The sequence below is a fragment of the Martinezella paranaensis genome, assembly GCF_014200235.1.
GTDB lineage: Bacteria > Pseudomonadota > Alphaproteobacteria > Rhizobiales > Rhizobiaceae > Rhizobium > Rhizobium paranaense.
Genome location: NZ_JACHBI010000005.1, coordinates 313,512 through 326,972, shown reverse-complemented (window position 1 = coordinate 326,972; position 13,461 = coordinate 313,512). Strand labels below are relative to the sequence as shown.

At 60.5% G+C, this 13,461-nt stretch carries 9 protein-coding genes; 5 read left to right on the top strand and 4 right to left on the bottom strand.

The annotated features are described in order from the left end of the window. Positions 1-142: 142 nt before the first annotated feature. From GGD50_RS33350 to GGD50_RS15190, 3 genes are read right to left on the bottom strand one after another with little or no spacing between them, the layout of a single operon-like run. On the bottom strand, positions 143-1,429 hold the full coding sequence (locus GGD50_RS33350; protein WP_183938175.1) for a glycosyltransferase: 1,287 nt from the start codon (positions 1,427-1,429) through the stop codon (positions 143-145). Between the two features lie 4 nt (positions 1,430-1,433). Further along, positions 1,434-4,703, bottom strand: a complete 3,270-nt coding sequence (locus GGD50_RS15195; protein WP_246451206.1) for a nucleotide-binding protein — start codon at positions 4,701-4,703, stop codon at positions 1,434-1,436. A gap of 32 nt (positions 4,704-4,735) precedes the next feature. Then, positions 4,736-6,067, bottom strand: a complete 1,332-nt coding sequence (locus GGD50_RS15190; RefSeq protein WP_183938174.1) for a polysaccharide biosynthesis/export family protein — start codon at positions 6,065-6,067, stop codon at positions 4,736-4,738. 316 nt (positions 6,068-6,383) lie between these two features. Here GGD50_RS15190 and GGD50_RS15185 point away from each other — a divergent pair, with 316 nt between their 5' ends. The 3 genes from GGD50_RS15185 (at position 6,384) to GGD50_RS15175 (ending at position 8,923) form a co-directional block, all read left to right on the top strand. After that, entirely contained in the window at positions 6,384-7,613 is a 1,230-nt protein-coding gene (locus tag GGD50_RS15185; protein ID WP_183938173.1) for a glycosyltransferase, read from the top strand. Between the two features lie 69 nt (positions 7,614-7,682). Then, positions 7,683-7,988 (top strand): type II toxin-antitoxin system RelB/DinJ family antitoxin, encoded by a 306-nt coding sequence (locus GGD50_RS15180; RefSeq protein ID WP_183938172.1) that lies wholly within the window; start codon positions 7,683-7,685, stop codon positions 7,986-7,988. Between the two features lie 125 nt (positions 7,989-8,113). Next, positions 8,114-8,923 (top strand): phosphate/phosphite/phosphonate ABC transporter substrate-binding protein, encoded by an 810-nt coding sequence (locus GGD50_RS15175; RefSeq protein WP_183938171.1) that lies wholly within the window; start codon positions 8,114-8,116, stop codon positions 8,921-8,923. 17 nt (positions 8,924-8,940) lie between these two features. Here the strand turns inward: GGD50_RS15175 and GGD50_RS15170 are convergent, their stop codons facing one another. Next, a complete protein-coding gene (locus GGD50_RS15170) occupies positions 8,941-11,184 on the bottom strand; it encodes a glycoside hydrolase family 2 protein (RefSeq protein WP_183938170.1) in 2,244 nt (747 codons plus the stop codon). 226 nt (positions 11,185-11,410) lie between these two features. On the opposite strand from GGD50_RS15170, the gene GGD50_RS15165 reads away from it, so the two are divergent. Then, positions 11,411-12,814 carry an aminotransferase-like domain-containing protein gene (locus tag GGD50_RS15165; RefSeq protein WP_183938169.1) on the top strand — a complete coding sequence of 468 codons (1,404 nt, stop codon included), beginning with the start codon at positions 11,411-11,413 and terminating at the stop codon, positions 12,812-12,814. Between the two features lie 225 nt (positions 12,815-13,039). Then, positions 13,040-13,459, top strand: a complete 420-nt coding sequence (locus GGD50_RS15160) for a DUF983 domain-containing protein (RefSeq protein WP_183938168.1) — start codon at positions 13,040-13,042, stop codon at positions 13,457-13,459. Positions 13,460-13,461: the final 2 nt, after the last annotated feature.

Below are 13,461 nucleotides of genomic sequence, written 5' to 3'. Positions count from 1 at the left end.
GAACCTCTCGACATTCCGAACCCTTCGACAAAGCTGCCAGTTGCACTCAAACTTGACAATTGACCCTGCGGGTATTGCCCTAGTCCCATTGACGTAAAGCCGGGAAAGCACGGCTAGGTCAGCGGGTAATTCGTCTACTCAACTACCCGATTGGTGATTGTTCAGCAGCTTCCGGATAATCATCTGCGACGGCGAGGGAGGCTGTCGTACGCTCGAGAATGCGATCGTAGAGAGTGATCAGCGCATCCCGCCAGGAAGCCGGCGTATGGGCGAGACCACTAGACCTGCGCATGCAGTTGACGCTCATCAGGCGGATCAGCATGTTGTCGCTCGCAAACCGGCGCATCGCACCAGCAAGCGTTTCCACCTTGCCGCTCTGAAAGGTCAGTCCGCAGCCAAGCTCGGCGATCTCGTCGCCGAGAAGCGCCGCGTCGGGGAGGATGACCGGAATGCCGCTGGTGACCGCCTCCAGCGCCGCGAGCCCGAAAGGTTCCGGTACACGCGAGGAAACGACGAGCGCGCGGGCGTTGCCGATGATGCCGCGCATCTCCTCCTTGGATTTCCAGCCGTGGATGACCACCTCGGGGTAGTCGCGCTCTAGCAGCGCGCGGCCGGCGCCATCGCCGATGACGTGGAGGCTTATACCGGCAAGCCGCGCCGCCATGGCGGCGTCCTCGAATCCCTTTTCCGGCTCCAGCCGACCGACGAAGAAGAAGTCGCGCTTATTCCACGGACTCATCGGCTGCTTTAGAAAGGGCTCAACCGGATTGCGGATGATTTCGATATTGTTTGTTTCGATACCGCTGCGGTCGAAATAGTCGCGCATGCGCTGGTGCACGATGACGATATTGGCCGGCGTTTGCCGGGTCGGGTAAAAATGTTCGCGCAGCACATGCCGCGCCGATCGCCAGACCTTCTCGTGATAGCCGCGCTTATCGCACTGCGTCGTCAGGCACTGCATCGACATCGGTGTGAGACGACACACATCGTTCTTTCGATAATTCGCAAAGCCGCCGTTGGGGCAGGATAGGAAATAGTCATGGGCATGCAGCACGACGCGCTCGCGCACGGGCCAAAGCGCTCGAAAGATCGACGGTGACAGGATCTTCGACCATCCATGCACATGGTAGATCGTGGCTGCCGTGTCCTTTCGGGCAATGAGATCCTGTAGCGCGGTATAGGCGCTCTTGCTGTAAAGCCCGCCGGTGAGGGCGCTGATACGGCCCTGTTGCGTCAGCGGCAGACCAGCGAGATTGATGGTGTCGTACGCTGGCGGATCGTCGCCGGCGGCATCGCCGGCGAAATAAGTGACTGGAATTCCAGCGCGTTGCAAAAGATCGGCAGAAAGGATCGCCAGGTTCGATGCTCCGCCAACCTTGACGGAGCGATCGTTGATGATGACGACCCGATCGGGACGAGATGGGTTCACGAGATTACTCCAGCGTCTCAACGTTTTGCGGAGCGAGCCTGCCCTTCAAGAGATCGACACAGGCCATTGCATTGCCCTTCAGCCGGCCCTTGCGGTCGACCCACGACTCGGGCCGCCAGGACTTGACGAAGTTGGCGATCAGGTTGCGACTGATCTGGAGCGACGCGTGACGGACGCTCATAGTCCGCTTGCGCATGAGATAGATGGGATTGGCGATCTGCGAGTAGCCAAGCCGGACACCGGCCGAGCGGCCAACCTTCGTGCCGAGATGCACGCCTTCCAACTGCTTGGCGCTGACCACCTGGCCGTAGCGGGCGACGATCCGGCTGAAATCCACATCCTCGAGCCAGCCATAGAAGGGCAGGTTTTCATCGAAGCGCAGATTGCCGGCTTTGATGATCGTGGTGCGGACGGCCATGTTGCAGCCATAGGCGTTATAGACCGATTGGAACTGTGCCGTCGCTTCCGACCGCCGGCGGCCTTTCGATTCGACCATTCGCAGCCCGTCGCGGACGGAGATGCCAGGGCCGCCAATCCCGTCGGCGAGCACCGTGCCGGTGCACATGACGATGTCGGGATGGAATTGGAACAGCCGTTCCGTCTCCTCGAGATAATTCGGCGTCATGAGGAAATCATCATCGACGAAGAGGATGGCATCCGCATCCGGGATGTTGTCGAGGATGCGGTTGCGCTGGCGGCAGAGTCCGCGTTCGGAAATCAGCACGCGCACCGGAAAATCGAGATCGCGCAGGCAGCTCGGATCGATGTCCTCCGGCGAGGCGAGGCAGACGACCACCTCGTCCGGCTTGCGGGTTTGGCGAGCAATATGCGGAAGGATCGAGGACAGGATGTCCCGCCGGCCGGCACTGGCGATGCCGACGACCAGCTTGAGCGGACGGCCAGGCGGACGCCCTTCGAGCCGCTTGGCGGAAAAGCGGGTTTCACGAACCTGCGGCTTGCGCCACCAGTGACGGCGCTCGCCATGGCGGCGCTTTTCGCTGCTGCGGTTGGCGATGATGCCGAGGATATTGATCGGCGTCGTGCCGAAGCTTGCAAGCGCGTCGGACAGCCGCTCCACGGTCATCTTATTGGTATGGCCGACAACGACGACGATGCCTTCGAGATAGCTGCAGATGACGCGTGTGTCGGCGGAATCTTCAAAGGCCGACATGTCGACGATGACCACCTTATAGCGCCGGCGCAGCAGATCGATTTCCGCCTTGAGTGCCGGCAGATGGCCATAGCGCTGGAATGCGGTGACGGATTTCTCCGTTTCGTCGACGGTGACGACGGGAATGCCGGCACCGTAGGACTGCGATGCCAGTCTGTCGGTCTCCGGATCATGGTCGATCGTTGCGATGGACAGGCCGTTTTCATGCGCGACGGAATAGCGTCGCGGCACTTCGGTCATGCGCAGCAGTTCCATGCCGAAATCCGTGCCCGATTCCATTGCCACGCCGCTGAGGCGGGCATTGAGGAAATCGGCGTCGACCAGCACCACGGACGCGCCCTCGTTTTGATAGAGCTGGGCGAGATTGGTCGCGATCGTCGTCTTGCCTTCGCCAGTGCCGACCGAAGTGATGCCGATCACCATCGGAGCATTCGGCGGGAAGGCGGAGTCGACCGAATGTTTTACCCCGCGCAAAGCTTCGGAGAATTGCGAATAGGGCGTGTCGAGCACAGATCGGAGCGGTGACATAGTTCGTCGCCATGTCGCGCCTCCGCCCACGATATGGCCGGGCACGAAGGACGGACCGGCATAGACGGGCACATGGCCGAGCGAGGTGATGCCGAGTTCGCGCCGCAGCTTTTCGCTGGAGCTGACGCGCCGATCCATGCCGTCACGCAGCAGCGCCATCCCAAGTCCCAAGGCAAGGCCGAGCATGGCTGAGAAGGGAACGACGATTGAGGATTTCGGCCAATTCTTCGTCAGCGGCACGGCGGCAGCAGTGACGATGCGGGCGTTGCCGAGCGGGAAGGATTCCTTCTGCAGCGCGCCGATCAACTGCTGCAGGATGCTTTCATACATGCGGCGGTAGGTCGTTGCGCGGCTCTCCATTTCGGAGAGCTCGACACGCGCCAGGTTTTTGTCTGTCCCGGTTTCTGTCAGCGACGCCAGCTCGTCGTTCAGCAATTTCTCCCGGGTTTGCGCCACTTCCAGATTGGAGCGATAGACCGCTTGGATACGGGCAAACTCCTTCTGCATCTCGCCCTTCAGCCGATCGATCTCATCCTGAGCGGCCGTGATTGCCGGGTTGCCGGCATCATACCGGCTGCTCAGGTTGTTGAGCTTGGTCGTCGCGGCGCCGAGATCTTCCTGCAGTTTCTGTATACGCGGATTGTTGATCGTTTCGTCGACATCGCCCTCGACCTTCTCGCCGGCCATCAACCGGTTGAGGGTCGCAAGCTTGGCGGATTCAGCGGCCGTCTGCGCTCGGGCGGCCAGTGCCTGGCTGCTGATTTCGGACAATTGCTGCTGGTCGAGCGAGGAGGAGGTGCTGATCTCCATGATGCCGTTCTTGGCGCGAAATTCTTCGACGCTCATTGCGGCTTCGCGGGCCTGCCGTCCCACTTCGATCAGGCGCGTCTCCAGCCATTTCGCGCCGCTCTGTGCGGCCGAGGCGCGCTCGGAGAGCCCCGTGCGGATATAGGCGGCGGCGATCGCGTTGGCGGCTAGTGCCGCCTTGCGCGGATCAGTAGAGCTATAGCCGATTTCCAGAATGTAGGATTGACCGACACGGTTGACCGAGACCCTGGAGAGAAAAGACGCCATGGTACGGCGCATCAGATCGTCCTCGGTCGGGGCGGGCTTTACGTCGTCGTCGTCGTGGCTGTGGGTGAAATAGGCACTAATGCTATGCAGTTTGTCACGCAAAGCACCCTGCCAGGACACCCCTCCGACAATTTCCGGGTCCTCGCTGAGATTGAGCTTCTCGATCACCGCGCGGGCGATCGCCTCCGATTTGACGATCTCAACCTGGCTGGCGATCTCGGCGGCCTCGATGATGACCGTGCCGCTGAAGGCATCCTGGGATGCAATACGCCCTTGTTCCGGATCCATCACCAGACGCGTCGTTGCCAGATAGGTCGGCTTCGTGGTCGTCACGTAGAACCCGCCAATGCCGAGCCCCAATGCCGTGAAGGCGATGAAGATCAGCATATGCCGCTGCAGGAACCGCCAAATATCGCGAAAGGAGATATATTCGCTTCCATTTGATCGCTTGGCCTCGGATTGAGCTCCGGGTACGCTTTTACCAATCTCGTGAACTGCCATGATATATCCGCCCGACCTTGCTTCGCTGGTGGTTATTGGGATTGCGTGGGATCGACAGAGGACAGCATCTCGCCGTCCAGGCTGCTGGAAACGTTGTAGCGAACATCCAGCACATCGCCCGGCTGCAGCTCTGCCGTTTCCGGCACCTCAGAGCCCGCATCGCCTCCGCGGGTGATCCAATATTCGAGCGGCTGGAGATCGAGCGCCTTCATGCTCTGGGAGCGAGTCAGCGAAGCGCCAGCGATCTGTAGCAGTTGCAGCGTTGTGTTGCGCTTCAGCTTCGTGTCTTCGATTTCGGTTTCGGCTGCCTGCAATTGCTGCCCGGCTTCGGTCTTGCGCTGCCCTTTGAGGTTCAGCGCATCGCGTTCGGTCTCGCTCAATTTTTGCTTCGCTTGCATGGAGGCGACGACGAGATCGAGCTTGCCGCTCTGCATGTCGGCGACGACGCGTTCGAGAGAGGTCTTGCGCGAGGTGGTGAGGATCTTGGTGTCGACCAGCTTGGAAATGTCTTGCAATTCATCCTGGGCGATCTTCACCTGCTCGTCCTGGGACGCCATCTTCTCATCGAGGATGTCGATCTCATTGCGCAGCAAGGTTTCGAGTTCGGCGGCAGATTGGAGCTGCTGGCGAAGCGCCTCGGCCCTGGCGTTGAACACATCGATCTCGCTGGTCATGATCTGTTTGATCGCCGAACCTTCGGGTGCGGCCTTGATTTCCGGCGGAAAATCGATGGTCGTCTGATCGTTCATCTCAGCCATCAACCGGGCGCGCCGCGCACCAAGCTGCTTCAATTGCAGCTCCATCCGGTTGATCTCGCCGGCATAGCTGATCTGTTGCGCATTGTTATATTCGCCGGTCGGATTGGAGCGGCGTTCGCGACCACCGGCCATGGCGACAGCCTGCTTGACCGTCATGCCCGGCCGGAATTCCAGCTCGCTCGGCTTCTCCACCGAGCCGGTGACGTAGATCATCGGATATTTCACCACTTCGACGGACGCCGTGGGAGCGGTGGCAAGACCAGTGATCTGCTTCAGCCGGTCGCCGATCTCCGCGGAGACATCGCCCGTGGTCTTGTCGTTGACCGCCATCTCACCGATCATCGGAATCGAAATCGTTCCGGATTGAGAAACGACATATTCGCCGTTCAGCGCCGTCCATTCCTTATATTCGCCTGTCGAGGCGACCCATTCGACGATCGCGACCTTCATCCGCGTCTGAGGCTTGATGTGGTAGACATCGTCCGAGGCCGCACTGGCTTTGTCGATGAAAGCGGTTCCCGAAAGTGCCAGAGCGAGGAACAAGCTGAGGACGGTGCCCGGTGTTTTGCGGCGGGCTTGTGCGTGAAGAGCAGAAACTGTCAACATGAGGCGCGATCTCGTTTTCGTGTCGGTCGCGCCGCCAACCTGCCGCAGCGCTATGGACTGAGATCATCCCTTGAACGGTTTTCGAGTAAATCCCCTGCCGTAGGGTTACGGCTAATCCCTTCTGAGGAAGGAATGGGCGGGGCTCAGCGTTCGGGTAGCAACGAATATATCATTGAGTTTAAACTGTTTTTGGCCGCCTAGACCTTTTGGTCATCACCTTCAACCATTTGGATGCGATAGAGGACCGATGTGGGTTCTGTCGCATTGCCCGCCGCCCGCACAATGATGTCTCGACCAACGGCGGAGGAAGAGGGATATGCGGGTAGCGATCGTTCATTATTGGCTGGTGTCGATGCGGGGCGGCGAGAAAGTGGTCGAAGCGCTCTGCGACATGTATCCGGATGCCGATATCTTCACGCTCGTCTACGATGAGAGCCGCGTTTCCGAAAAGATCAAGAGACACAAGGTCACGACGTCGTTCCTGCAGCGCATCCCCGGCGCCATTAAAGGCTACCAGTCGCTACTGCCGCTGATGCCCTTCGCACTCGAAAGCTTCGATCTCAGCGGCTACGACCTGATCATCTCCAGCGAATCAGGTCCGGCAAAGGGCATTATCCCGCCGCCGCAGGCGACGCATGTCTGCTATTGCCACTCGCCGATGCGCTATCTCTGGGACCACTATCATTTCTACCGCTCGAATGCCGGCTTCGCCTCGCGGCTGATGCTGCCGGTGCTGGCGCCGCTGCTGCGGTCCTGGGACGTCAATACCAGCCTGCGCGTCGATCGCTTCATCGCCAATTCCCACCACGTCAGCGCCCGTATCGGCAAATATTACCGCCGTCCGGCAACGGTGCTCTATCCGCCGGTCTCCGTGGACGATTTCACCCCGGCGGCGGCAACCGAGGACTTCTACCTCTGCGCCGGCCAGCTTATTCCCTACAAGCGGATCGACCTCGCCGTCCGGGCTTTTACCAAGATGAACCGCAATCTGGTCATCATCGGCGAGGGCAAGGAAATGGAAAGACTCAAACGTTTGGCCGGACCGACGATTACCTTCCTCGGCCGCGCGCCGTTCTCGGTGCTGAAGGAGAAGCTGGCGCGTTGTCGCGCGTTGATTTTCCCCGGCGAAGAGGATTTCGGCATCGTTCCGGTTGAGGCCATGGCCAGCGGCCGCCCCGTCATCGCCTTCGGCAGCGGCGGCGCGCTGGAAACGGTTATTCCAGGCGTCAGCGGTATATTGTTCGGAGAGCAATCCGAAAAGGCACTGATCGACGCGGTGCATAATTTCGAAGACAATGAGCATGTGTTCCGCCCGGACGTGCTGCGCGCGCATGCGGCTCAATTCAGCCTATGCAATTTCACGACAGGCATGCAGGCGATTATCGATGAGGAATTGCTGGCACATAAACTGGTCCTGCCGCGCAACGACCGGAGCACTGCCGCCATCCAGCGCCTGTTCGAGGGACAATTTCCCCCGCCGGCGGTGGAAACGCAGCAACGTGTTGCTACTACGGAACCAGTGACAGTGCATGCGCCGACTTTTTGAATGCATGTTCGGCCACTGGGAGATGTCTTTCGTAGGCATTATATTGTCCCGCAGCCAAAGGAGGCTGAAATGGCACGGAATGCATTGGTTCAGATGCGAATCGACGCCGAAATCATGGAACGCGCGACGGCCGTTCTTGAAGGCGCGGGTTTAACGGTATCGGATGCCATCCGTATCCTGCTGACCCGCACGGCGAATGAGGGGGCTCTGCCACTCGACTTTGTCATTAGCAGTGATGCCCACGATGCGTGGCTCCGCGCGAAAGTTCTGCAGACGCTCGAAGATGTCAGACCCGACATCAATGATGCCGATGCGGAGAGATATTTTGCCCAGCCACAAGCCGCACCTCCCAGGGCTGTGGTGCGCAGGCATTGAAACTGATTTGGGCGCAATACGCGCTCACAGGTCGCGATGAAATCTGCACTTTCCTGGATGCGCGCGCATCCGGAGCGGTGTAATGGGATCGGCAAGACCCGCCGATCTCTAGAGATTTTTCCCTCATGCGCCTCAGCAACATTGCCATGTATGCCGGTCAACCGCCGCTCGTTACCGCGACGGACGCTCTATGGGCCTATATCCGCGACCGGCTGCGCAAGGCAGGCGTGGTCGATGTTCCCGAGACTTTGGAGAAGGGCATCACGCATGACGAAGCTTGGGTGCAGCCCGGCCTTCTGCTGGCGCAGACCTGCGGCTTTCCCTATGTCAAACGCCTGCGAGGTAAGGTGCAACTCGCCGCGACGCCCGTCTATGAGCTGCCGGGCTGCGATGGCCCGTCGATGCGCAGCTTCATCATCGTTCGTAAAGATTCGCCAGCAGAGTCGCTTGCCGATCTCCGCGGGCTGACCGCTGCCATCAATGATCCCGGCAGCAATTCCGGCACCAATCTCTTTCGCGCCGCTATCGCGCCGCGCGCTGAAAGAGGCCGCTTCTTCAACCGGGTTATCGAAACCGGCGGGCATCTGCTCAGCATCGATGCCGTGACTGCGGGCAGAGCCGATGTCGCCGCCATCGATTGCATCACGTTCGGCAACGCCAAACGCTTCGATCCCGACCGTGTCGCCGATGTCCGTATTCTGGCGGAAACGGCCAGCGGACCGGGCTTGCCATTCATCACGGGCTATGAAACGTCGGCGGAAGAATTGACGCTGCTGCGCCAAATTCTCGCAGACATCGCAAGCGAGCCCACGCTTACGGATCTCCGAGATACATTGTCGTTGCGGCGCTTTGAGGTGCTCGGCGACGCCGACTATGAGCCGCTGGCCGAGCTGGAGCGACAGGCAATCGCGTTGGGCTATCCCGCCATCGCCTGAGCTACCATTTCAGCCGATCACTCCGCCGTCAGCTTTATCGTTTGCGTGGCAAAGCGCGGGGACGAAATTTCGACGGTGATTGCTCCGGCTTCGCCGGCCGCTTGTAGCCAGAATCCGGTGGTGCCTCCCTGGAAGGCCATCGTTTTCGGGCCAATGACCTTTGCAGGGCCGGTGACCTCTACCGTTGCGACATCGTTGAGGAAGGGCAGGCGGGAGCCTACCTGATCGAGTGCGCGGATGATGACACGCGTCGTGTCGCGATCACCGGCGCGAAGCGTCAGGCTATCGGCCTTCACCTCCAGCGTTGTCGGAAGGGGATCGGCGACCATGTGAAGCGTTGTCACAGCCTTGCCGCCAATGAACCCGGTGAAATGTGCATCCTCCCATTCCATGCCCCAGACGCCCAGTTCGTCCTTGGTGAAATGGCGATGGTCGAAGACGACGGGCGGATGCGGCAAATGCGGGAAATTCTCGCGGTCCGGGCCGATACGTTTGACGAGCGAGCCGTAGCGCAGCTCGATTTCTTCGCAATTGGTGAGCACGATCAGCGGCAGCACGCCGCCTATATTCCGCTCGCCGCGTGCCCATTGGGTCACCGGCTTCATCACGACTTCGTCGGAAGGCTCGCACTGGCTGATATAAGCATAGGCCGCGAATTTCGGCTCGCGGAACATGTCCATGACGCCGTGATAGCAGATGCGGTCGCCGGAGCCGAAATCGCTGTGGGTGTTGTAGTCGAACATGCACCAGCCGATGGCGCCGGAGATCGACGGATCGCCATAGGCTGCGTTCAGCACTTCCAGATGCCGGCGCACATGCTCGGCCTGGCGCTGTTCCTGATCGTAGATCTTCGTCGGATACATGTGGCCGCCGAACTCGGTGATCAGATAGGACACATTCTGCGAGAGGCCGGTATTCTCCTGCTGCGGCCGGAGAGGCGTGCGCGGCCGATTGGAGCCCGGCAATTCCTCGTTGCCGAGGATGAAGTCGTTCATCGTATAGACGTCTTCGAGCATTTCGCTTTCGGTGATGTAGCGCACGCCGCCGGTCTGGCGGGTCGGATCAAGCTCGCGCGCAAGCCTGTTGGTCTCGACGTAAAAATCGTGGGAATCCTGCGATTCGTTGATGCGCACGCCCCAGATGATGATCGAGGGATGGTTCCAGTCGCGTTCGATCATGCGGCGGACGTTGCGGATCGATTCCTGTTTCCACGCTTCGCCGCCGATATGTTGCCAGCCGGGAATTTCTTCGAAGACCAGAAGACCGATGCGGTCGCAATGATCGAGAAACCAGGGCGATTGCGGATAGTGCGACGTGCGTACAACGTTGCACTTCAACGCATGCTTCATGAGTTCGGCGTCACGCTCCTGTGCGGAGCGCCCTATGGCATAGCCGGCATAGGGGAAGGCCTGGTGACGATTGAGGCCGCGCAGCTTCAGCTTACGGCCGTTGAGCAGAAAACCTTCGGCAGTGAACGCGGCCGTGCGGAAGCCGAAATTCGCCGTATACCGGTCCGACCCATGGTCGGTCTTCAGTTCGGCATCGATCGTATAGAGCGCGGGGTTGTCGAGTTCCCACAGCGAGATGCCGGTCAGATTGTCGAAGGTGAAGGTGACGCTGCTGCCCGAGGTCTCGGCGACAGTCGAGGCCAGCACGGTGCCATCAGGCGCGCGAAGGCTGGCCGTCACAGTGCCGTTGAAGGCGAGTCCTTGCGGATTGGTGATATCGCAGCGAACGGTAGCAGATTTTGCGGCCGCAAGCACATTGCCGGTCTCAACCTTGACGTTGGCGATCGAGACGGGGGCTGCGACCTTCAGCCAGACATCGCGGTAGATGCCGGCATAGGTGAGATAATCGATGCGGCCACCGAAGGGCGGGATTTCCGGATTTTCGCTGCCGTCGATCTTGACGGTAAGGAGGTTGTCGCCCTGCTTCAGGCGGTCGGTCAGGCGCGCTTCGAAAGGCGTGTAACCGTCCTTGTGGGCAACGATTGCCTCGCCGTTGAGATAAACGACCGCATCCGCCATGGTAGCATCGAACACCAGCGACACTTCACGCCCGACGAAATCGGCGCTCCAGGGCAAAATCTTCTGGTAGGTGAAGGCGCGCTGATAGGATTTCTCGTCGAAATAATTGAACGGCAGCTCGACCGCGGTGTGCGGCAGGGTGACCGATTGTCCCTCCTGACGGCGGCCAACTTCGGCAAGCGAGAACCCTTCCTGAAAGGTCCAGGATTCGTTGAAAGCGACAACAGAACGCATGTTCATTCCTATCGATGGAGCCCGTCGCAGCCTGGACGAACGCGTATTGCTTGGAAAAAGGCGTGGTTGCGATGCGAAGCATGGTCGCAGCCGGGCGATATCTATACAGGCCTCTCGCGACGGTGCAACGAAATCGGATATCGGATTGGCGTTTCCCGGCGGCCTCGCTCTTGCTTGCAATCCAAAAAACCATACAATATGCATACATTCCTCTGGAGGTACCGACATGAGCGATGATCAGGCGACGTCCTTCTGGACCCCCTCCATCAGCAGGGCGGCGGGACCGGTCTATCTGGCGATCGCCGATGCCTTGCAGGCCGACATCCGTGCCGGCCGTCTAGCAACCGGTACGCGCCTGCCGCCGCAGCGAGCGCTGGCTGAAGCGCTCGGCATCGATTTCACCACCGTCACCCGCGCCTACGCCGAAGCGCGCAAACGAGGTCTCGTGGAAGGGCGGATCGGGCAGGGGACTTATGTTAGCCAGGGCCGGGCAGTGCCGCCGCAGCGACAAAAGACCATCCCCGCCGGGCTGGTCGATATGAGCATGAACCTGCCGCCGCGCTTCGACGACGAAGCCCTGACGGCGCGGATGTGGCAGGGAATCAGCGGGCTGGAAATCAGCGATGGGCTGGACCTGCTGCTGCGCTACCAACAACCCGGCGGCGCTGCCCGTGATCGCGAGGCCGGAGCGGAATGGCTCACAAGCCGGCTGCCTGATATCGGGCCGGAACGCATTCTCGTCTGCCCTGGGGCTCAGGGCGCGCTGCTCGCGATCACCCGCATGCTGACCGCTCCAGGTGACACGGTCTGCGCCGAGGCGTTGACATATCCGGGCTTTCTCTCGGTCGCAGCGCACTCGCGGCTGACCGTTGCTGGCATAGAAACCGACGATAACGGCTTGATTCCAGAGGATTTTGAGCAAGTCTGCGCTAGCAGGCGCCCCAAGGCGCTTTATTGCAATCCAACCATCAACAATCCAACGACGATCACTCTGCCGTTGTCACGGCGGAAGGCCATCCTCGACATCGCCGCCCGTTACGATGTCGCTGTCATCGAGGACGATGCCTATGGTGCGCTGCCGACGCAACCGGTCACGCCGCTGGCGGCGCTTGCGCCAGAGCGTGTCTATCATATCGCCGGCCTTGCCAAGTGCCTGTCGCCCGCATTGCGCATCGCCTATCTTGCCGTGCCGGATCTGCGTGCAGCGACCAGGCTTGCCGGCATCATCCGCGCCACTTCCGGCATGGCCTCGCCGCTATCGGCTGCGATCGCCAGCCGCTGGATCGAAGACGGGACGGCAGAGGCCGTGCTGGCGGCGATCCGCCGAGAGGCTAGGGCACGCCAAGCAATTGCGGCGGAACTGCTGCCAGCCGATCTTCTCGCCGATCCCGAAGGTTTTCATGCCTGGCTGCGGCTGTCGCCCGCATGGTCGCGCGGCGAAATCACGGCGCGGCTGCGCTCTGCGGGGATTGGCGTCGTCGCGAGCGATGCCTTTGCCCTTGGTCCGGCGCCGGAGGCGGTTCGCCTCGGGCTCGGCGGCGCGCAAGATCGCGAACATCTGCGCCAGAGCCTTGGCATTGTCGCCGATTTGCTGGCAGAGACGCCGGCCGCTTCTGCGCTCGTCATTTGATCGGACAAATTGCCGCGCCTGCATATATCTCTCGAACAATATACATACAATAATTGACAATGTATGTATTTGGTGCCATACATCTTTCAACGGACGGCGGGGTGGCTTGAAGGCCGCCGGCGGCGCCGCCCAGCTTCGAGACGATCCGCATGGGGCGCTTCGCCTGCGAGGTTCTCGGGCACTACGCTCTCCAGCGAATGCCCCATTCTTGGAAGGGACAAAACGATGTCATCCGAAGACGCATGGCCGCCTATTCCCCCGCTTCAAACCGGTTTGCGCGGCCACTGCCCGCGCTGCGGGCAAGGTCATATGTTCAAGGGTTTCCTGACGCTCCGGCCGTCCTGCGAAGTCTGCGGCCTCGACTATTCCTTTGCCGATCCGGCCGATGGCCCGGCCTTCTTCGTCATCTGCTTCGCCTGCATTCCAAGCGTCGCTCTTGCCGTGTGGCTCGAAGTCGCCTTCGAGGCTCCCTATTGGGTGCATGCGTTTACGACGCTGCCGTTCATGCTGCTCACCTGCATCCCGCCGCTGCGTCCGTTAAAGGGCTGGTTGGTCGCGAGCCAATATTTCTACAAGGCGGAAGAAGGGAAGCTGGTGCGGCTGGAAACGCCTCGTAACGACGATCTGCATCCGCATTCCGCGTAGCC

Coding starts and splice junctions, on each gene's coding strand:
- GGD50_RS15160 (WP_183938168.1), top strand. CDS start 13,040: ATGTCATCCGAAGACGCATGGCCGCCTATTCCCCCGCTTCAAACCGGT.
- GGD50_RS15180 (WP_183938172.1), top strand. CDS start 7,683: ATGGCACGGAATGCATTGGTTCAGATGCGAATCGACGCCGAAATCATG.
- GGD50_RS15170 (WP_183938170.1), bottom strand. CDS start 11,184: ATGCGTTCTGTTGTCGCTTTCAACGAATCCTGGACCTTTCAGGAAGGG.
- GGD50_RS15175 (WP_183938171.1), top strand. CDS start 8,114: ATGCGCCTCAGCAACATTGCCATGTATGCCGGTCAACCGCCGCTCGTT.
- GGD50_RS15165 (WP_183938169.1), top strand. CDS start 11,411: ATGAGCGATGATCAGGCGACGTCCTTCTGGACCCCCTCCATCAGCAGG.
- GGD50_RS15185 (WP_183938173.1), top strand. CDS start 6,384: ATGCGGGTAGCGATCGTTCATTATTGGCTGGTGTCGATGCGGGGCGGC.
- GGD50_RS15190 (WP_183938174.1), bottom strand. CDS start 6,067: ATGTTGACAGTTTCTGCTCTTCACGCACAAGCCCGCCGCAAAACACCG.
- GGD50_RS15195 (WP_246451206.1), bottom strand. CDS start 4,703: ATGGCAGTTCACGAGATTGGTAAAAGCGTACCCGGAGCTCAATCCGAG.